This is a genomic window from Tolumonas lignilytica (assembly GCF_000527035.1).
Lineage (GTDB): Bacteria > Pseudomonadota > Gammaproteobacteria > Enterobacterales > Aeromonadaceae > Tolumonas > Tolumonas lignilytica.
In genome coordinates, this window is record NZ_AZUK01000001.1 from 1,862,314 (window position 1) to 1,882,956 (window position 20,643).

Here is a 20,643-nt window from a genome sequence, read left to right on the forward strand (position 1 = left end):
TTTTTATGCTCAGTCTATTGGCCACGATCTGCGACAGGCCAAGGTGCGCATTTTGCCCTGTCTGTGCAATATTTCAACTTTATGATGCTGATCACGTGTAAATGAGTATATATCGCAAATGCTTCCGCTGGAAAATGGGGGGCTTTCCGGTTTTTTTCCCGAGGCGGATAGTGGTGGGAGGGGGCTTTCCTCTATTATCGATGGATTAGCACGGAGACGGATCACCGCCATGTTCAGGGTTTATCATTCTAATCAATTGGATGTACTTAAAAGTCTGTTAGCTCATCTGATCAACCGATCGCCGTTACAGCCGGTACTGGCCGCCGAGACAATTCTGGTACAAAGCCCCGGCATGGCGCAGTGGCTGAAACAGGCGCTGGCGCAGGAGATGGGCATTGCGGCGAATATTACCTTCCCGCTGCCGTCGAGTTTCATCTGGCAGATGTTTCATCAGGTGCTGCCCGAAGTCCCGCAGGAAAACCCCTATACCAAACCGGCCATGTTATGGCGGCTGATGCAGTTATTGCCGCAGTGCATGGATGATGTGCTGTTTAGTGCTCTGGCCGGTTATCTCGCGGAAGATCAGGATGGACGGCGCTGTTATCAGCTTTGCCAGCGCATCGCGGATCTGTTTGACCAGTATCTGGTGTATCGCCCCGACTGGATTGTCGACTGGGAAGGTGGCGGGGCCGCAGGCGCCGAGGCCCAGCCGTGGCAGCCGGTATTATGGCGGAGACTGGTGGCGATGACCGAACAGCAGGCCAGCCATCTGCACCGTGTGAACCTGTTTTCGCAGTTTATTCATACTCTGCAACGTGGCAAACCGGCGGCCGTGTTGCCGCAGCGGTTGTTTGTGTTCGGGATCTCCTCTCTGCCACCGCATTATCTCGAAGCACTGGTGGCATTGGGTGAACATTGCGAAGTGCATCTGTTGCTGACCAATCCGTGCCGTTATTACTGGGGCGATCTGCAGGAAGAAAACCAGATCAACCAGCGGATGCTGAACAAACTGCTGGTGCAGCGGCGTGAGCAATGGCAGCAACAAGCACTGACCTCGCCCTTATTGCCGGAGCAGGACTGGTCGCAACTGTTCAATGAGGAAGGGGAGCAGCAGGGTAATCCGTTGCTGGTCTCACTGGGAAAACAGGGGCGGGATTATCTGGCCTTGCTGGCGGAGATCAGTGCTGCCGAAATTGACGCCTTTGCCGATGTCGGCACCGATTCATTACTGCACCTGCTACAACAGGATCTGCTCGACTTACAGGACGGCACCCGGCTGCGTCCGAAGCGGCTGATTCAGCCACAGGATCGCTCGCTGGTGCTGCACGGTTGTCACAGCCCGCTGCGGGAGGTGGAAGTCTTGCACGATCAACTGCTGCAGCGGTTTGCGGCCGATCCGACACTGACACCGAAAGAGATTGTGGTCATGGTGGCAGACATCAACCGCTACGGCCCCTACATTCAAGCGGTGTTCGGCAGTGCGGCCGGTGAGCGGGTGATCCCCTATTCGATTTCGGATCGGGCGGCCACGCAGGAAAATCCATTGTTGCAGAGTTTTCTGACCTTGTTGTCGCTGCCGGATTTACGCTGCACCGCCGCCGAGTTACTGGAGCTGCTGGCGGTGCCGGCCTTGTTGCAGCAGTTTGGTCTGGTCGAAAGCGATCTAACCACGCTGCGGCAGTGGGTGGTCGAATCCGGCATTCGCTGGGGGTTGGCTCCAGAAGATGGCAGTCATTTTCAGGTGCCGCCGCGTGAACGGCATACCTGGTCATTCGGGCTGGAGCGGATGCTGCTCGGATTTGCCAGCGGCAACGAAACCCTGTTTGCCGACATTGCACCGTACACGGCCATTGAAGGACAAAATGCCGTCAAGCTCGGGCAGATGGCCCGGTTCATTACTCAGGTGATTGCTCTGCGTACCGAGCTGCAGACGACACGTCCGATCACCGAATGGCAGAATCTGGTCGATCGCATCCTGTTGACGTTTTATCTGCCGCAGGAACAACTCGAAGAAGCGGATGCCGACGCGCTGAGCCTGATCCGTGCCACGTTGCAGCGCTGGCAGCAGCGTCTGACGGCGATGGACTATCAGCAACCGTTGTCGCTGACGGTGTTCCACGATCATATGCAAAGCGAACTCACCGCCGTGCGCGGCGGCCAGCAATTTCTGGCCGGCCGGGTGAATTTCTGTACGCTGATGCCGATGCGGGCGATCCCGTTTCGGCTGGTCTGCTTACTGGGCATGAATGATGGCGTCTATCCGCGCAGCATGCCGCCGTTGGGGTTCGATCTGATGGCCGATCAGCCACGCAAAGGCGATCGCTCCCGCCGTGAGGATGATCGCTACCTGTTTCTGGAAGCCCTGCTGGCCGCGCAGCAGCAACTCTATATTTCCTATGTGGCGCATAGTGCCATCGATAACCGGGAGCAGATGCCTTCGGTCCTGGTCAGTGAATTGCTGGAATATTGCCAGCGTTCGTTTCTGCTGCCGGAGGATCAGGCCAAACCCGAGACGGAGCAGGAAACGGCGCTGTCTCAGCATCTGCTGATTGAACATCCGCTGGTGGCGTATGACCAACGCTATTTTGCGCCGCAGGCACAGCTATCGGATGCGCGCTGGTTCAGTTATGCCGCCGAATGGTTACCGGCGCTGACGCCGGGTGAGCAAGCCCCGTTTTTTGATGGCCGACTGGCATTGCCCGCAGAACTGGCCGCCCACCCCGAGATTGAGCTTTCCGATTGGTTGCGCTTCTTCCGCAATCCGGTGGCCGGATTTTTCCACCGCCGCTTGCGCGTGCAGTTTGCCGCCCGAGAAACCGCACTGGAGGAGGTCGAACCGTTCTGGCCGGATAAATTGCAGCAATATCAGTTGCGGGAGCGGTTGCTACGTTATCAGCGCCGTGAGGTGGCTTCCGATGTCTGGCAGTCGCGTCTGCTGGCGGAAGGGGCGTTGCCGGATGGAGAATTTGGGCGTCTGGCCTTAACCCAGGATGCGAATAATCTGCAACCGCTGGTCGACGCGTTCCGGGCCTGGCCACTCGCGGCGGCGCAACGGGAAACCTTCCATCTCGATTTCAGTGGCTGGCAATTACTGGGGAGTGTCGGCGAGCTTTATGACGGTCAGTTGGTACGTCATCGGGTGAGCCAGCTGAAGGCCAACTGGCTGATTGCGATCTGGCTGGAACATCTGGCGTTGTGCGCGGCCAACAAACTGCATAAGCCGACCCATTTACTGGTGCTGGATAACGGCAAATTGAGCGAGTGGTCACTGGCGCTGCTGAATGTCGCCGATGCCCGGCAACAGTTGCAGCGTTGGTATCAGGCATTTATCGACGGCCTGCAACAACCGCTCTGTCTGCCGGTGAACACTGCCTGGCACTGGCTGGAGAAAGCCATGACCGAGCAGGGAGAACTGGGGGATGCTGCGCAGCAACTGCTGGCGCGGGAGGCGGCGCTGAAAACCTATCTTGGTGACGGGCAGTTTATTCTGGGAGAAGTGGAAGACAGCTATCTGGCCCGTACCTTCCCGGAACTGGATGCCGTGCATTGGGACGTGCTTTGTCATTGGGCGGAGCATTTATTGCTGCCACTACGTCAACATTTGCAGGAGGCTGCCGTATGAGCCAGCAACCCAGTCAACCGCTCGACATCCTGACCTTTCCCCTCAGCGGCTTGCGACTGATCGAGGCCAGTGCCGGTACCGGCAAAACTTACACCATTGCCGGGCTTTATCTGCGCCTGTTGCTCGGGCATGGTTCGGCCGATGCGGCGTTCGGTATGCCCTTGCCGGTGGATCGTATTCTGGTGGTGACCTTTACCGAAGCGGCGACGGCAGAGTTACGGGCGCGCATTCTGAAAGCCATCCGCGATGCCCGACGGGCGCTGGAGGTGGGGTACAGCGAGGATGCCTTGATCCAGCAACTGCTGGCGGCATGCCCGAATAAAAAACTGGCGTTGCGTCAGCTCTTGAATGCCGAACGCCAGATGGATGAGGCGGCGATTTATACCATTCATGGTTTCTGTCAGAGGATGCTGACTCAGAATGCCTTTGAATCGGGCAGCCTGTTCGATAATGAGTTTCTGACGGAAGAACAACAGCTGCGGGAGACCGCCGTTGCCGATTTCTGGCGTCAGATCAGCTGGCAGGCCGATGCCGTGCTGGCGCAGGCGTTGCTCGATCACTGGAAAGGGCCGGCGGAGCTGCTGCAAACTATCCGCCCGCATCTGGCGTTGACCGGGCTCCAGTGTTCAGCGCGGACCAGCGAGACCCTGACCGAACGCCATCAGGCCATTGTGTCCCGTCTGACCGGCCTGCAACGCGCCTGGCTAGACGCAGCCCCAGAGCTGGAGGCGCTAATCAGCCAGTCGGGAGTGGATAAGCGCAGTTATTCGAAAAAAAATCTGCCGAACTGGCTGCAAAAAGTCGGTCTCTGGGCGGCGGCTCCTATCACCCGCTATCGGGTGCCGGATGAACTAGCACGCTTTTCTGCACAACTGCTGGCCGAGAAGACGAGCAAAGGCGAAGTGCCACAGCATGTGCTGTTTACGCAGATCGATGATTTTCTGGCCGCACCAAATGATATTGATGACGTCGTGGTGGCCAATGCGTTGTCACAGGTGAACGCACGGTTGCAGAAACAGAAATTGCAGCAACAACAACTCTCGTTTGATGATCTGCTGACCAATCTGGCGCGGGCCTTGCGTTCAGAGCGGGGGACCCTGCTGGCCGAGCGGATCCGGGAGCAATATCCGGTCGCCATGATTGACGAATTTCAGGATACCGATCCGCTGCAATATCAGATTTTTTCTGCCCTCTATACAAAGAATCCGGAATGCGGCTTTTACATGATTGGCGACCCGAAACAGGCGATTTATGCCTTCCGCGGGGCCGATATCTTCACCTATATGCAGGCCAAGAAACAGGTAACGGCCCATTACACACTGCAAACAAACTACCGTTCCACGCATGAACTGGTGGCCGCAGTGAATGCACTGTTTGCGCAGTCGCCGGCCCCGTTCATCTATCAGGAGAGCATCCCGTTTGAGGCGGTGAACGCCAAGGGCAAAGCTGCCGGATTTGTCTTGCAGGGGCAACCACAAACGGCGCTGCAATGTTGCTTTATGCCTGAGAGCGGTGAAGTCAGCGGTGCGGTCTATCAGCAAAGCATGGCACAGGCGGCGGCCGCACAGATCCATCACTGGTTGTGTGCGGCCCAGCAAGACGCGGCACTGCTGAATGGCGAGCGACTGCAACCGAATGATATTGCTGTGCTGGTACGTAGCGGACGGGAAGCGGCCATCATGCAGCAGGCCCTGCAGGCCTGCGGTATTGCCAGTGTCTATCTTTCCAACCGCGAATCGGTGTTTGCACAACCCGTGGTGCAGGATGTCGCACGGCTGCTGGAGGCGTGCCTGAATCCGCAGGATGACATGCTGATCCGCGCGGCGATGGCAACCCGTCTGATGGGCTGGTCGGTCACCCAATTGGCACGGCTGAATGATGATGAAGCACTGTGGGAGCAGACGGTCGACCATATCCGGCAGGCTGGTGAACTATGGCGGCAGCGGGGCATCTTGCCGATGCTGCGGCAGTGGTTGTTCTGGTATCAGATCCCGGAACGGTTGCTGAGTGACAGCCAGGGTGAACGGCAGCTGACAGATGTACTGCATCTGGGCGAATTGTTGCAAATGGCGGCTGGTGCACTCAATGGTGAACATGCGCTGTTGCGCTGGCTCATGGAACGCTGCCAGCAACCGAATGGCGATGCTGACGAGCAACAGTTGCGGCTCGATTCAGAGCGCCAGCGGGTTCAGATCGTCACTATCCATAAGTCAAAGGGGCTGCAATATGCTCTGGTGCTGCTGCCCTTTATCTGTGCTTACCGTGGCAATGATGTCCCGCGTTATCACACAGAGCACGGGGTGCAGCTTGATCTTACCGGTGCGCCGAGTGCCTGGGAACACGCAGCCGAAGAGCGTTTGGCGGAAGATCTGCGTCTGCTGTATGTGGCGCTGACCCGCGGCATTTTTGTGACCTGGCTGGGGCTGGCGGATCTGAAGGTCAATTCGCGCAGCAAAGGCAAAGACGATCGGCCCGCCGCACTGGATTATCTGCTGAAAAATGACAATGAGACGGGGTTGACCCAGCGTATGCAGCAGTGGCTGCAGCGGCTCAATCACCTCGATCGGGCGGCAGCGGTGGCACCGTTACCTTTCCCGGAGACGCCGTACCATGAACTCAGCCCGGAATTACCAACACCGCAGGCGCGCCATTTTGAGGGCATAGTGGAGCGCAACTGGCGCATGACCTCTTATTCGGCGCTGACGGTAAATCAGGGGGCGCATACGACGGTGACTCCGCCGGTCGTGACGGTATCAGAAAATGCCGTGCCGCCAGTTGAACCGCGTTTCGATGTTTTCAGCTTTCCTCGCGGGGCACATGCCGGAACATTCCTGCACAGCTTGTTGGAAGATCTTGATTTTGGGGCCGATGCCGCAACACGTCAGCAGTGGATCGCAGAGCATCTGCAGGGCATACAACTCAGCCATGATTGGCAGCCTGAGCCTTGGTTACCCGTACTGGCGCAGTGGCTGACACAAATTTTGAACAGCGAACTCCAGCGCGGCTTGTCGCTCGCCCGGCTGACACCGCAACACTGTTTGAGCGAAATGGAATTTCTGTTGCCACTATCACCGCTGTCGGCCTCAGCACTGAACCGCTGTCTGGCGCACGGTGATCCGCTTTCCGCCAAGGCACCCCCACTGACGTTCAATGAGGTCCAGGGCATGTTGAAAGGGTTTATCGATCTGGTGTTTGAATATCAGGGCCGTTTCTACGTGGTCGATTATAAATCGAATTATCTCGGCGATAATGCGGCGGCCTACCAACAGGACGCAATGGCACAAGCAATGCTGGAGCATCGCTATGATGTGCAATATCAACTGTATACCTTGGCGTTACATCGTTATCTGCGCTGCCGGTTGCCCGATTATGATTATGATCGCCACATAGGGGGTGTCTGTTATCTCTTCCTGCGTGGCATGAACGGCGAGGCGGGGAGCGGGGTCTATGCCACCAAACCCGACAAACAGCATATTGCTGCGCTGGATGCGTTATTCGCCGGCCAGCCTATCGCGAGCCAGGGAGAACCGACATGATGACGCTGAATTCTTCTGCATTAACACCGCTGTGGCAGGCGTTACAGGATGCACGACTGGTGCGCGATCTGGACGTGCAACTGGCCCAGTTGCTGGCCCGATGGGAACCTAATGCGGCAGTGCTGTTGGCGGCTGCGATGACCAGTCAGGAACTGGGGCGCGGGCATGTCTGCTTTGCACTGAGTAGCTGGTCGGAACGTCTGACCCAGTGGCAACCGCTGTTCCCTGAGGCGTGGGCAGATTTATCAACGATCAGTGTGGCGACGTTGATGACGCTGCTGGAGCGCAGCCAGTTGGTGCGTCTGGTCAGCGATCCGACGGAGCTGGATGAGCAGGCGGGGCAGCCGCTGACCCTGTTTGCCGGGCGACTCTATCTCAGCCGTTATTTTCGTTTTGAACAGCGGGTTGCCAACTGGTTGCAACAGGCTAGTGCCGCTTCACCGGTAGTAGCATCCTCCGCCTTGTCTGAGCCATTACAGCAACTGTTTGCTCCGCAAGAGACCATCGATTGGCAGGCGGTCGCGGTTGCCACCGCCAGTGACGGGCGTTTCACGCTGATCTCGGGTGGCCCCGGCACCGGTAAGACCACCACCGTGACCAAACTACTGGCTCTGCTGGTGGCGCAAAGCGAACAACCGTTGTTGATCCGGCTGGCGGCCCCCACGGGCAAGGCGGCGGCCCGGCTGACGGAATCGATCAGCGGCGCGAAGGTGAAACTGGCCGGACTGGTGAATGACGACTGGTTGGCCGGAATACCGACCCAGGCCAGTACCTTGCACCGTCTGCTCGGCGTGATCCCAGGGCAGCCGGAATTCCAGCACAATGCACAGAATCCGTTACCGTTGGATGTGTTGGTAGTCGATGAAGCTTCGATGATCGATCTGCCGATGATGGCCCGCCTGCTGGCCGCCTTACCTCCGCAGGCACGCCTGATTTTACTGGGCGACAAAGACCAGCTTGCCTCGGTGGAGGCCGGTGCCGTGCTGGGCGATATCTGTCAGTTTGTGGCACAGGGCATCAGTCAGCGACAAGCGGAGCAACTGCAACAATACACCGGTTATGCGTTGCAATCGTATGTCCGGACCACGGGGCATCCGCTGCGTGATCGCCTCTGTCTGTTGCGTAAAAGCTGGCGCTTTGCGGCCGGTTCCGGGATTGGCCAACTGGCGGAAGCGGTCAATGACGGCGATGCCAAAGCCGCACAGGCACTCTGGACGCAGGAACATCCGGATATCCGGCTGCATGCCGATGAACAGCGGCTCGACAAGGCCGTCCGGCTGGCGGCGCAGGGCTATCACACCTATCTGGATTTACTGCAACAACCGGTGCAGGCCGACAATGCACCGGCGTTATTAACGGCCTTTAATCAGGTACGGTTGCTGTGCGCCTTGCACGAAGGCCTGTGGGGCATTAACGGTCTGAATCAGGCGATCGGCCAGCGCTTACAGGCGCAGGGCAAATTGCAGATGAGCGGTGAATGGTTTGCTGGGCGTCCGGTGATGATCACCGAAAACGATTATGGACTGGGGCTCTATAACGGGGATATCGGGGTCACGGCGCATGATGGCGAACGACTGCGCGTCTGGTTCATGTTGCCGGATGGCAAGGCGCACGGATTTCTGCCCAGTCGTCTGCCAGCCCACGATACGGCATGGGCAATGACGGTGCATAAATCGCAGGGTTCGGAGTTTTCCCATACCTTGCTCGTGTTGCCGCCCGAGGCCAACCCGCTGTTGACACGAGAATTACTTTACACCGGTATTACCCGTGCGCGAGAACAGCTCGATTTGTTTGCCACCCCGGAAGTGCTGACTCTGATGGTGCGAAAACCAACCGAACGCTACAGCGGACTGGTGACCATGCTGGAAACCATGCAGACATTGTATGAAGCAGAGTAGTGGCATGACTCTGCTTTCATCCAGACAGTGTTCCATGAGCGCTGTCATTGTTGTCGGCTCATCAGGGATGAGCTAAGCGTCTAAACTTCGCGCTATCTTCAACATCGCATCCTATCGGGATCAACATGCCTTCGCTTTCTGACTGGAAAGAGACGCTGTTTCCAGAATGGCAGATCTATGCCCTCATTGACCCGCTGGCTGACAATAAACCTCTACAACATTGGTATCAGCAGGCTGCAACGACCGACGCCTGGCCGCTGTATGCTGGCACCGAATTTGCCGATGACTTGTTATACGGTCCCTGGCTGTTGCCGCTGGCGCAACTTCCAGACTGGGCAACATGGTGGTCAGCGCAGGAACAGGCCGGTTACGCCACCGGTATTCTGATTGCATCTGAACACCCACCCCAAACAGTGCTGCAGCACTGGCAGAGTCTGCTGATCGCCGGGCTGGAGGGTGAGGAAGTGCTGTTCCGCTATTACGACCCGCGCATTCTGGGGCCAATGCTGTTTACCTTCCATGAAGAAGAGACCCGCCGGTTCCTTGGTCCAACCAATGAAATTTTGCTCTGGTATCAGGATGACTGGTTGATTGCCGCCCCGCACCCTGAGCCGGAGTTAACCGAACATCATGAACCGTGGTGGCGGATGAAAGAGTCACATTTTGTCGGACAGCCCGGTGAAGATGCTCGGTTGACAGAAAGTCTGGATGATTATCTGTGGCAGAGCCATCGCCTCCTGATGCAACAGTGGTATCAGTCAAATGACGATCTTAAAACTGTAATCACATCGCATATTCCCGCAATGCATCAGGCTGACATCCCTAAGCTATATCAGCCTATCTGGTTGATCTTGCAACTGTTTGATTATTCATCGTGGTGGCCATCCATTTTAACGCACATACCGCAGGATGAGAGCGATGAACAGACAGAACTGATGAACCGGACTCTGGCGGCAATACAGCATCACAAGGAACGGAATATTTATGGCGAATAACATACAGAACTGCATCCCCTGTAAGCAGTTTAACCACTGGATTGAAATCCGGTTAGTTGATGAACATGCACAGTCATTCAAAGGCACCCTGAACGGCACGTTACGGGCGAACGATGGCGTCGCACATACAGTTAAATTTCAGGATGGTTATCTATTAAAAACTGGATTGCCGGCCGGCCCGGTGCAGATTGCCATTGCCACCGATGAACTCTTGAAAGCCGCCTACACTCATGCTCCTCGTGAGAAAGGAACAGCCAGCCCGGTGCCGGATTTTGCAAAAAAAGAACAAGGATATGAAGGCCATGAACAGCAATATCAAAATATCACCGTAGGAGATATTTGGTTACGCGCACCGGAAACCATACCCGAACGCCATAAACCGCAGGCAACCGGGAAAAAATTAAAATTGGTTGCCGATAACAGTTATGTGCTGGAGGTCAGAGCCTTCCATATGCTGACGGTGCGCCTCGGCATGTTCTTCGACGGTACCGGCAATAACAGCTATAACGCGGAGCTGGCCAGAGATCAAACTCGCATCTGGGCTACGCGTTGCGAAAACGAACAACAGGCAGCAACGTTATCCCAGTGGTGTGGGGCCAGCCCGAATGCGGGTAGCGCCAGCAATGAAATTACCAATATTCAAAAGTTGCATGATTTTTATCAATTTTCGGATACACCGGTAAATAATGTTTTTATACACAGGCAGTATATAGAAGGTATCGGTACCACCAATGATGGTTCATCCGCCACTATCACCAACGATTCTAAATACGGTATGGCAACTGGCGAGGGCGACACTGGCGTTGATGCCAAGGTAAAAAAAGGATGCGACATTGCCGCAAAAAGCCTGAAGGAACCATTAAGGAACAGTGATTACGATGGTGTTGTTTGTTTCCAGTTTGACGTGTTCGGCTTTAGCCGGGGAGCTGCTGCCGCCCGGCATTTTGTCAATGTGGTAACTCAGGGTGCTAACGGTTATCTTGGCAAAGCACTCCAAGAGCAAGAAATTACGCTACCGGCCCATTTTGACTGGCAAAATCCGCAGCACTGCCAGTTTACCTTTGTAGGGGTGTTTGACACCGTCGCCGCGATTGTTGACCCCGCCGACGGCGATTTCAGCCCGGCAAATGACGATAACCCCGGCATTCATCTGGCGTTACCGGTGAAACAGACCATGCGGGCAGTACATCTCACCGCGGCTGATGAATTTCGGGATTACTTTGCCTTAAATCAACTGAATCCGGCGGCACAGTTTACCGAAATTAGCGTGCCGGGTGCACATTCCGACGTAGGTGGCGGCTATTATTCCCGTTATTACCTGAATGCACAAAACCCGCAAAGCATGAACCGGGCGTTGCAGGAAGACATCATTGTCAGTGCCTATTCCTGCGGCCTGTTTATGTATCCCAGTGATGCATCTATCAAACGGACTTCTGCTTGGCGCAAAGCGGAAGCCGACAGAGCCCGGCTGATTCGTGATGGCTGGGCACCCGCCGCAGCGATACAGCTAGATTATAAAATCACCCGGCAAAATCACAAAACCAGCGACACCTATGTACTGTTGGTGAAAGTCATCATGCAACGAATTGTGGAAGGTGAACTATCACGTATTCATCTGCGGCTGATGTACGGTTTAGCAAAATATGCGAAAGTGCCGCTGCGTAATTTTGTTTCAGATAATTCATCAACCCAGGTGTCGGCTGAATTGAACGAGATTGCGGATGAGATATTGCGGGAAGCAGAACAAGGTCGGGTATCGCCGCAACTGATGGCATTACATGTACACTTGCGGCCGCGTTATGTGCATTATTCTGCCAATCTCAATTTAGTCACTTATGGTATTCACCCGAATGCCCCTACCGCTAATAATCAACGTCATGTTTATCCCTGCTATGAGGAGGCATAATGAAAACCGTTGTCCAATTATTGTTCCTGATTTTATCTTTGGCTGGATGTAGCTCAAAAGCGGAAGTGGCCGAAGAGTACCGCTACTGGAACTACGGTTTCACATCCCCAGCCTATTTTCAGATCAAGACCGAATATTTACAGGCCAGTATGCCGGATGGTCATAGTTTTAGCTTAAGAACGGGATGGTCTGTTGGGGGATACAGGCCGGATGATGGAATTGGCGATGAATTGGAACCTATTGGTTCAATGGAGTTGCAGGAACGTTACACCGAGTTGCCTGATAGCATGGTGGTGAGCTGGTTTTCTCATGCAGAGAAGCAGTTTTATGCCGCCAATATCCATTTCAGCCCCGACATTAAAAAACAGATGATGACGCCTTATGTTTCTCACTGCTGGCAAAAGAAACGAACGCTCTATCATAACAACATTTTGATTGGATTAGCGCCGGGCGGCTATGTCAGAGTCTGGGGTTTGGGTGGGTGTGGCGATAAAGAGATCCTGGTGGGTAAATTCAAAGGCTGGAAAATGGTGGAAAGCCTGACCGGAACCAAACCCTATCAACTCAGAGAACAAACCGAAGAATATCAGAAAGAATTCGCTGATATTTTGGCGAAGCCGATCCCGTATGAAAAATGGAAATAGTGGGTAAGAGCTAAAAGTTAAACAGAATGTCGGATATGCTTATTTCAGGAATGTTGACATTCTGAACAGTTCAAATAAGATGTATGGACATTTAGACGTCCAAACATCTGTTTTGACGATGCAGGAAGCGGAGCCTTCCGTCCCACAGGCCGTAAGGCAGGCAAGGAGTAATGATGAGTTTTGACAGCGCACGTCAGGTAGAAGCCCTGAACCAGAATCTGGCCGAATTGAGTGGCGATATTAATGTTTCGTTCGAGTTTTTCCCGCCCGCTACGGAAACTATGGAACTGACGCTGTGGAACTCGATTGAACGTCTGAGCAAACTGAAACCGAAATTTGTATCGGTGACTTACGGTGCGAACTCCGGTACTCGCGACCGTACACACAGCATTATCAAAGACATTAAAGAACGTACCGGCTTGGTTGCAGCACCGCATCTGACCTGTATTGATGCCAGCCGTGACGAGCTGCGTGCGATTGCTAAGGATTACTGGGATAACGGTATTCGCAATATCGTCGCCTTACGGGGCGATTTGCCAGCGGGCGCCCACAAACCGGAAATGTATGCCGACGGGCTGGTGGCCCTGCTGAAAGAGGTGGCCGATTTCGATATTTCCGTGGCAGCTTACCCGGAAGTACACCCGGAAGCGAAAAGCGCACAGGCGGATCTGCTGCATCTGAAACGTAAAATCGATGCCGGTGCCAACCGTGCCATCACTCAGTTCTTCTTCGATGTGGAAAGTTATCTGCGTTTTCGCGACCGCTGTGCTGCAATCGGGATCGAAGCGGAAATCGTGCCGGGCATTCTGCCGGTATCGAACTACAAAAATCTGCTGAAATTTGCCGGTTTCACCAATGTGAAAATTCCGCAATGGCTGCATCAGCGTTTTGAAGGCATTGCCGATGATGATCAGATGACGCGAAACATGGTCGGTGCCAGCATCGCCATCGACATGGCGCGTGTGCTGTCGCGAGAAGGGGTCAAAGATTTCCACTTCTATACGCTGAACCGCTCTGAACTGACTTACGCGATCTGTCACACACTGGGTGTACGTCCTAAAGCGTAAGTGAACCGATGATAAAAAAGGCGCCATACCTTACCGGATGGCGCCTTTTTTGTTGTTAATGGCTTAGGAAGCCGTGTTCTCCGCCAACAACACGTTTCGCAGACGGCGTAACCCTTCCACCATTTTCTCTGGATCGGTATGGCTGAAATTCAGGCGGATATACCCCTTCGGTGGGTTGGCTTCAGCAAAGAACGCTTCGCCCGGCATGAAGGCCACTCCGGCTGCCAGTGCCGTTTTTAACAGCGGACGGGTATCGATGGGGTTCTTCAGTTTTAACCAGAAGAACAACCCGCCGGAGGGGATCTGCCATTCCGCCAGATCGGCAAATTCACTCTCCAGTGCTGCGGCAAACGCATCGCGGCGGACACGATAAAATTCACGCAACCGCTCCAGACGTTGTGGCTTATCGGCGGAATTCATGTATTCCAGCGCCAGCCATTGACCGGGGCGGTTGGTGTGCAGATCGGCGGCTTGCTTCAGGCGTACCAGATGCGTGATCAGATCCGGGTGCGCAATCAGATAACCAATCCGCAAACCGGGGATCAGCACTTTGGAAAACGAACCGGAATAAATCCACGGGGCGGTTTTCATAAAAGAGCAGATGGGCGGTTTGGCCAGATGGTCGTAATCCAGTTCGCAATAAGGTTCATCTTCAATCAATGGCAGGTGGTATTGATCCAGCAAGCTGGCCACCGCCTGACGAGAGGCGACGTCGTAACAGGTGCCTGACGGATTCTGAAAACTGGGGATCAGGTAGGCAAAGCGCGGCTTGTAATCGCGGATCTGGTGTTCAAAATTCGCCACATCGGGGCCATTTTGATGCAGATGAATGCCCCGGCATTGAGCCTGAAACAGATTAAAACATTGTAATGCCGCCAGATAAGTCGGTGATTCCACCAGTACGTTGCTGTTCGGATCGATGAACAGCTTGGAAACTAAATCCAGCCCTTGCTGCGAACCGGACAGGATCAGCACCTGACTGGCATCGCAGGCGATCCCTTTCTGGCGTGCTTCGGCGGCAATCGCTTCGCGTAGTTCGGGTTCACCTTCACTCATGCCATATTGTCTGACCTTGTTGGGTAAGACTGACCAGTCAATATCCGGAAAACTGCCTTCCGCCGGTAAACCGCCTGCAAATGAAATGACATCAGGTTTTTGCGCGCTGGCTAAGATTTCTCGGATGATTGAAGATGTGAGATGTTGGATACGCTCGGCAAACATGCGGCCTCCGGTTAGGCAATATGAGGATGTTGCATTGCTATTTCTGATGCAGGACGATAAATTTTAGGAAATTATCGACAGATATGTCAGCAATGTTGACCTATCTTGCCAGCACATTAAGCTAAGTCAATATGGTTGACCCAAATAATCAAAATTCGCTCAATGCGGCCTTAGAACTGTTTCATTTTGCCTTCCGTGCGTTTACTTCCGGGCCGGATGCCATATTGGCGGAACAAGGGTTACAGCGGGTGCATCATCGCATTCTCTATTTTGTTGGTCGAAATCCGGCGATCAGTGTCAATGCGTTGCTGAAGATCCTTGGGGTGAGTAAACAGGCGTTGAACGGCCCGTTACGCGTACTAAAAGAATTAGATCTGATCGTGGCGACTCCGGATGAATTTGATAAACGCATCAAGCGCTTAACGCTCAGTGAGCAAGGGCGGACGTTGGAAAACCGTTTGTCCCAAAGCCAGCGGGAACTGATGACCCAAGTGTTTGTGGCGGCAGGCAGCGAGGCCGAGCAGCATTGGCGGGAGATCATGCAAAAACTGGCCGATACCAAATTTGCGCATTTGCTGTGTCACACCACCTCCTTACCGACGCGCACGACCGAAGACTGATTTCGTGTTTTTGGCGTACTCCGCCATGCATTGCACCTTTTGGGCCTCTGCTGCGTATTGTTATTTAATCCAATATTGAGAGTGTCGTGATATGCAGCGATTGGGCACCAGTAATGAGTTACGTCTGTCGGAACTGATTGGTTCGCTCAGTCATGCGCTGGATATTACCGAAGGGCAACCGGAAGGGCATTGTGTACGCTGTTGCTGGATCGGCATGCAACTCGGTGAACGGCTGGGGTTACCGGCACCGCAATTACATGAACTGTATTACATGCTGTTGCTGAAAGATCTGGGTTGCAGCAGCAACGCAGCCCGCATCTGTGAGTTATATCTGACGGATGATTTGCGTTTTAAGCACGATTATTCCCAAGTCGATAGCAGCATCGCCAACGTGGTGACGTTTGTATTGAAACATACCGGCCTGCAAGCCGGGTTGACCGAACGTTTCAGCAGTTTATTTACTATTTTCCGCAATGGTGAGCAGATCGCCACGGAGTTGATCCAAACCCGTTGTCAGCGCGGGGCCGAGATTGCCCGTCAATTACGGTTCAGTGAACCGGTTGCGCAAGGGATCTTATCACTGGATGAGCATTGGGATGGCGGTGGTAAGCCAGAGCGGCTAGCGGGTGAGCAGATCCCCCTGTATGCCCGTATTGCGTTGCTGGCACAGGTTGTTGATGTGTTTCATTCCGCCAGCGGGCCTGCCGCAGCACGAAATGAAATACAACAGCGTGCGGGAAAATGGTTTGATCCGATGCTGGTGCGCTTGTTTGAACAGGTCGCCAGAGAGGAGCGTTTCTGGCAAACCCTGGCGTCACCGATGCTGGAGCAGCAAGTGTTTGCGTTGCTGGCTGGTGAAGGGGAGCGACCATTAGATGAAGATTATCTGGATGAGATCGCCGCGGCCTTTGGTCAGGTTGTTGACTCGAAAAGCCCGTACACTGCCGGGCATAGTGGCCGGGTGGCGCTGTATACCGACATGCTGGCGCAGGAACTTGGCTTATCAGCACAGCGGCGTCGTTGGCTGAAACGGGGTGCCTTGTTGCATGATGTGGGCAAACTGGGTGTCAGTAACACCATTTTGGATAAACCGGGCAAGTTGGATGCCGCCGAATGGGCGGCAGTACAGCGCCATGCTGAATTCACCGAAAATATCCTGAGTCGGATTTCGGCCTTTGCGGAGCTGGCGGTGGTCGCAGGGGCGCATCATGAACGCCTGGACGGCAAAGGTTATCCGAAAGGGCTGAAAGCGGAACAGATCACGCTGGAAACCCGTATCATCACTACCGCCGATATCTTTGATGCCATCACCGCGGTGCGACCTTATCGGGGGGCGATCCCAATTCCGAAAACACTCGATATCATGGCGGAATCGGTCGGCACCGCCATTGATGCAGACTGTTTTGCCGCACTCAACCGGGTGATTGAGCGTCTGGCGCTGCCGTTGCCGGAGCAGGCGTGAACCGTTCCAGTTGCAGCAGTGCTAGATCGAAGTCGAAGGCCTGCAGGTGATGATTGATCTGTTGTAATTCCGCGATCGGGATCCGTTGTTGCAGGCCGGGTTCCATTTGGGCAAAAAGATCTAACGCTTCGCAATCGTTGTCCTGAATTTTTTTCAACAGAGTCAGCATGGCATCATCGGTGACGGGGGCAGAGGCCGACGTTCCGATCTCGGCGTTGCTATCCAAGGCATCGATCTGTGCACAAAGCTGCTGCAATGCCGCCATCAGGGTTTGGTTGAGTGCGTTCAGTTCGTCCATCGGCTGGTGATTAGCCAACGCTTTTTCGAGTTGGGCCGCGAGCATGGCGATGGGGTCGGCCCCGATATTGGCAGAAACGCCTTTTAGGCTGTGCGCCAGCGGTAAGGCGGCGTCGATTTGTTGCTGTGCCAGCAAGGTTTCGATTTGTTGCGCAGTATTGCCTTGTTCCCGGCTGTATTGCCGGAGCAGCTGCAGATAAAAAACCTGGTTGCCATTCACTCGCTGCAGTGCCACTTTGCTGTTGAGTCCTTCCAGTTTGGGCAGTGTCGTTTCCCGAGGTGTCGTGGTGCTGACCCCCGTCAATTTATAAGACAGATATTGTTTCAGTAACTGGTAGAACAGCTCAGGCGAAATCGGTTTGGCGATGTGGTCGTTCATGCCTTCCGTCAGACAGCGCTCGCGTTCGTCCTGCAGGGCATGGGCGGTCATGGCAATGATGGGAAGATGTTGAAACCGGGCGTCGGCACGGATGACGCGGGTCGCCTCGTGACCATCCATCCCCGGCATTTGCAGATCCATAAACACCAGATCGTAATGTTTCGGTTCGTGCGAGAACAGCAGCGACAACGCTTCTTTGCCATTGGCAGCAATATCGGTGTGAATGCCACAGGCGACCATCAATTCGACGGCGATCTGCTGATTGATCGGGTTGTCTTCGGCCAGCAACACCCGCACCTGACGGAACTGAGGCAAGGCAATCTGTTCCAGTGCGGCGGCGGTTTCTCCGTGTGCCGGAGCGAACAGGCGCATCAGGCAATCCACGACCTGCGACTGGCTGATCGGCTTGGTCAGGAAGCCCTCAATACCTGCTGCTCTGGCCTGTTCCTGCACCTCGTCATAACTGAATGACGTCACCAGAATCATGCGGGGTGGTGAGGGCATCCGCTGTACTTTCTGTGCGAGCATCACGCCGTCCATTTCCGGCATTTGCCAATCAGTCATCAGTAAATCATAGGGTTGCCCGGCTGCGGCGGCTTGCTGGAGCTGTGTCCAGGCGACGGCTGCGCTGTTGACCGCCTCCGGTTTGACCGGGAGCTGGCGCAGTGCCGCCAGCAGAATATCGCTGGCGACCTGATTATCGTCGACCACCAGGATACGAAGATTGGTAATGCTGCGGGGGATCAACTGCCGTTGTTCATGGAGTGGCTGGCCGACCAGTAGTGGGATGGTAAACGTGAACTGGCTGCCGACATTGGGTTCGCTGTCGGCCTGGATGCTGCCGCCCATTTTTTCTACCAGATGACGCGCGATGGTCAGGCCCAGACCGGTGCCGCCAAAACGGCGGGTGGTGGAACCATCGGCCTGCGTGAAGGCCTGAAACAGCCGGCTCAGTTGCAGCGGTGTCATGCCAATGCCGGTATCCCGCACCACAAACTGCAAGGTAATGGTGTCACCCTGTCGCGCCAGTGCCTGAATTTGCAGATGCACATAGCCGCGATCGGTGAATTTCACGGCATTGCTGACCAGATTGATCAGAATTTGTCCGACGCGCAGCGGATCGCCAATCAGGTTGCGGGGAATATCCGACGGGACATCGAACAGCAGTTCCAGTCCTTTTTCATAAGCGCGCTGGGATGACATGACCGAAAGGTTAGCCAGAACATCATCAAGATTGAACGCCGTTTGCTCCAGTTGCAGCTGGTTGGCTTCAATCTTCGAGAAATCCAGAATATCGTTGATGATATCCAGTAAGGTCGTGCCGGCGTGATGGATTTTATTCAGATAATCGCGCTGTTTCGGGGTCAGTTCGGTTTTGAGCGCCAGATAAGCCAGCCCGATGACCGCGTTCATCGGTGTACGGATCTCATGGCTCATGTTGGCAAGAAACATAGACTTCGTTCGGGTCGCCTCTTCGGCGGCGTCTTTGGCTTCCTGCAGTTGTTCGGTTTGCCGGTGGCGGGAGGTGATATCCATCCAGTAACCGTTCCAGATCCACTCACCGTGCTCCTGTCGGCTGCAGATGGCCTTGACCCGCACCCATCGCACCTCGTTGTTGCGGGTGATGCGATGATCCAATTCAAAATCCAGTTTGTGCTGAATGGCATGGTTGATGGTCTGCAGCACCGCAGGGCGATCTTCCGCGAGCAGAATGCGTTCCAGTGAAATGGGATCGGTCAGCAGTTCATACGCGTTGAGACCCAGTACCTCGCGGGTCTTGGCACTGGCATAGGTATAGCGGGATTGCCCCGGCTGGTTGCTCTGATGAAACTGGAAAATTGCCAGCGGAAGCGCATCAGAGAGATCTTGCAGATGTTGCCGGGCTTGCCGTTGCATTTCCTGCTGCATCTCCACGGCGGCCAGTGTGTCTTCCTCCATTCGGTGTTGCAACAACCAAATCCAGCGCAGCACCCCCATCATGGCGATGATGCCGATAGTTAACAAGGCGGCCTGCCAGAACGGCAGCCAGTTGCTCATATCCTGCAAGACGACAATCTGCCAGGAACCCTGTTCATCCGGCCAGTCCAGCAACTCAGAACTGACCGCGTAGTCTTTACCCTCGAACAGCGTGGTCTTGGCATGTAACTGAAATGGCAGTAACGCTGGCATCGCGTTGCGGAACAGATTCTGAAATTGTCTGCTGGCGTTTAGCCTTGCTCGTTGTTGCGGGCTCAGAGGGGCGGTCAATTTTAGGATCCATTCTGGCCGGTTGGCAGAAAACACCACTCCATCGGGTGAAATCAAGAGGGCCGGGCTGGGAATGGTTCTGAGCTTTTCATCGAGTAAATCGGCATTGATTCGGATGGTATAGACCCCGATCACCGGGGAGTGACTGACAATGCTGCGATGAACCGGCGCCGCAATGTAGAGACCTCGTAGCTCATCTGCCGTCCCCAGTGCCGGATAGACACTGGCCACACCTCGCATGGCGCGTTGCCAATAAGGACGGAAGCTGACATTGAGCCCCAGAGAACTGTAAGCCGGATTGGTATTCCAGTAACCGACGATCACCCCGGTATTGTCGATCACCACCGCGGTGTTGGCGTCGTATTCCTGCAACATGCTGGTAAATTCCTGATGCAGGCGGGGGGCATCGGCGGGAATTTGATGATCCAAGCGTTGTTTGATGCTGTCAGAAATCAGCCCCATCAGGACACTCGCACCCATCGCTGGACTGTGGCTGCTGATCGCATGCACATCCAGAGTAAGTTGGTGGACCTGTTTGGTTAACTCTTCACGTTGTTTGTTTTCGACATAATTTTTTTGCGCGCCCACGCCCAGCACTACCATCAATAAGGTAATGAATAACCAGACCAGAATCGATGTGCCTTTTTCTTCTGTCGCGCGTTGTTTCATGGATGTCCGCACTTCCTGCATTCATGCCGGTGTTTGGCATGTGGTGAAGGCCTATCATCAGTGTAGTTCTAATCGCTCCG

11 protein-coding genes are annotated in these 20,643 nt (G+C 54.7%); 9 read left to right on the forward strand and 2 right to left on the reverse strand.

Going from position 1 to position 20,643, the window contains the following annotated elements; genetic code table 11:
• The first annotated feature begins 118 nt into the window (after nt 1-118).
• The 7 genes from recC to metF all read left to right on the forward strand — a co-directional run bounded on the left by recC (nt 119) and on the right by metF (nt 13,668).
• On the forward strand, nt 119-3,622 hold the full coding sequence (gene recC, locus H027_RS0108705) for an exodeoxyribonuclease V subunit gamma (RefSeq protein ID WP_081741443.1): 3,504 nt from the start codon (nt 119-121) through the stop codon (nt 3,620-3,622).
• Nucleotides 3,619-7,158, forward strand: coding sequence for an exodeoxyribonuclease V subunit beta (recB, locus tag H027_RS0108710; protein WP_024872074.1), 3,540 nt, complete (start codon nt 3,619-3,621; stop codon nt 7,156-7,158). The genes recC and recB overlap by 4 nt, the downstream gene beginning before the upstream one ends.
• Entirely contained in the window at nt 7,155-9,056 is a 1,902-nt protein-coding gene (recD, locus tag H027_RS0108715) for an exodeoxyribonuclease V subunit alpha (protein WP_237657939.1), read from the forward strand. Before recB ends, recD begins: the two co-directional genes overlap by 4 nt.
• A 125-nt stretch (nt 9,057-9,181) precedes the next feature.
• The gene (locus H027_RS0108720) at nt 9,182-10,051 is read left to right on the forward strand and encodes a DUF4123 domain-containing protein (protein WP_024872076.1); all 870 of its coding nucleotides are present in this window, start codon (nt 9,182-9,184) and stop codon (nt 10,049-10,051) included.
• Nucleotides 10,041-11,957, forward strand: a complete 1,917-nt coding sequence (locus tag H027_RS0108725; RefSeq protein WP_024872077.1) for a T6SS phospholipase effector Tle1-like catalytic domain-containing protein — start codon at nt 10,041-10,043, stop codon at nt 11,955-11,957. The genes H027_RS0108720 and H027_RS0108725 overlap by 11 nt, the downstream gene beginning before the upstream one ends.
• Nucleotides 11,957-12,601, forward strand: a complete 645-nt coding sequence (locus H027_RS0108730) for a DUF2931 family protein (RefSeq protein ID WP_024872078.1) — start codon at nt 11,957-11,959, stop codon at nt 12,599-12,601. Before H027_RS0108725 ends, H027_RS0108730 begins: the two co-directional genes overlap by 1 nt.
• A gap of 173 nt (nt 12,602-12,774) precedes the next feature.
• Nucleotides 12,775-13,668, forward strand: a complete 894-nt coding sequence (gene metF / locus H027_RS0108735) for a methylenetetrahydrofolate reductase (protein ID WP_024872079.1) — start codon at nt 12,775-12,777, stop codon at nt 13,666-13,668.
• Nucleotides 13,669-13,731: 63 nt separating this feature from the next.
• On the opposite strand, the gene H027_RS0108740 is transcribed toward metF, so the two are convergent.
• Nucleotides 13,732-14,889 carry an aminotransferase-like domain-containing protein gene (locus H027_RS0108740; protein ID WP_024872080.1) on the reverse strand — a complete coding sequence of 386 codons (1,158 nt, stop codon included), beginning with the start codon at nt 14,887-14,889 and terminating at the stop codon, nt 13,732-13,734.
• Between the two features lie 131 nt (nt 14,890-15,020).
• Here H027_RS0108740 and H027_RS0108745 point away from each other — a divergent pair, with 131 nt between their 5' ends.
• Together H027_RS0108745 and H027_RS17690 are read left to right on the forward strand one after the other, a co-directional pair.
• Nucleotides 15,021-15,509, forward strand: coding sequence for a MarR family winged helix-turn-helix transcriptional regulator (locus H027_RS0108745; protein ID WP_024872081.1), 489 nt, complete (start codon nt 15,021-15,023; stop codon nt 15,507-15,509).
• Nucleotides 15,510-15,600: 91 nt separating this feature from the next.
• Entirely contained in the window at nt 15,601-16,971 is a 1,371-nt protein-coding gene (locus H027_RS17690; protein ID WP_038149231.1) for an HD-GYP domain-containing protein, read from the forward strand.
• Here the strand turns inward: H027_RS17690 and H027_RS18350 are convergent.
• Nucleotides 16,922-20,563 (reverse strand): response regulator, encoded by a 3,642-nt coding sequence (locus tag H027_RS18350; RefSeq protein WP_024872082.1) that lies wholly within the window; start codon nt 20,561-20,563, stop codon nt 16,922-16,924. The two genes, H027_RS17690 and H027_RS18350, sit on opposite strands and share 50 nt — an antisense overlap.
• Between the last annotated feature and the right edge of the window lie 80 nt (nt 20,564-20,643).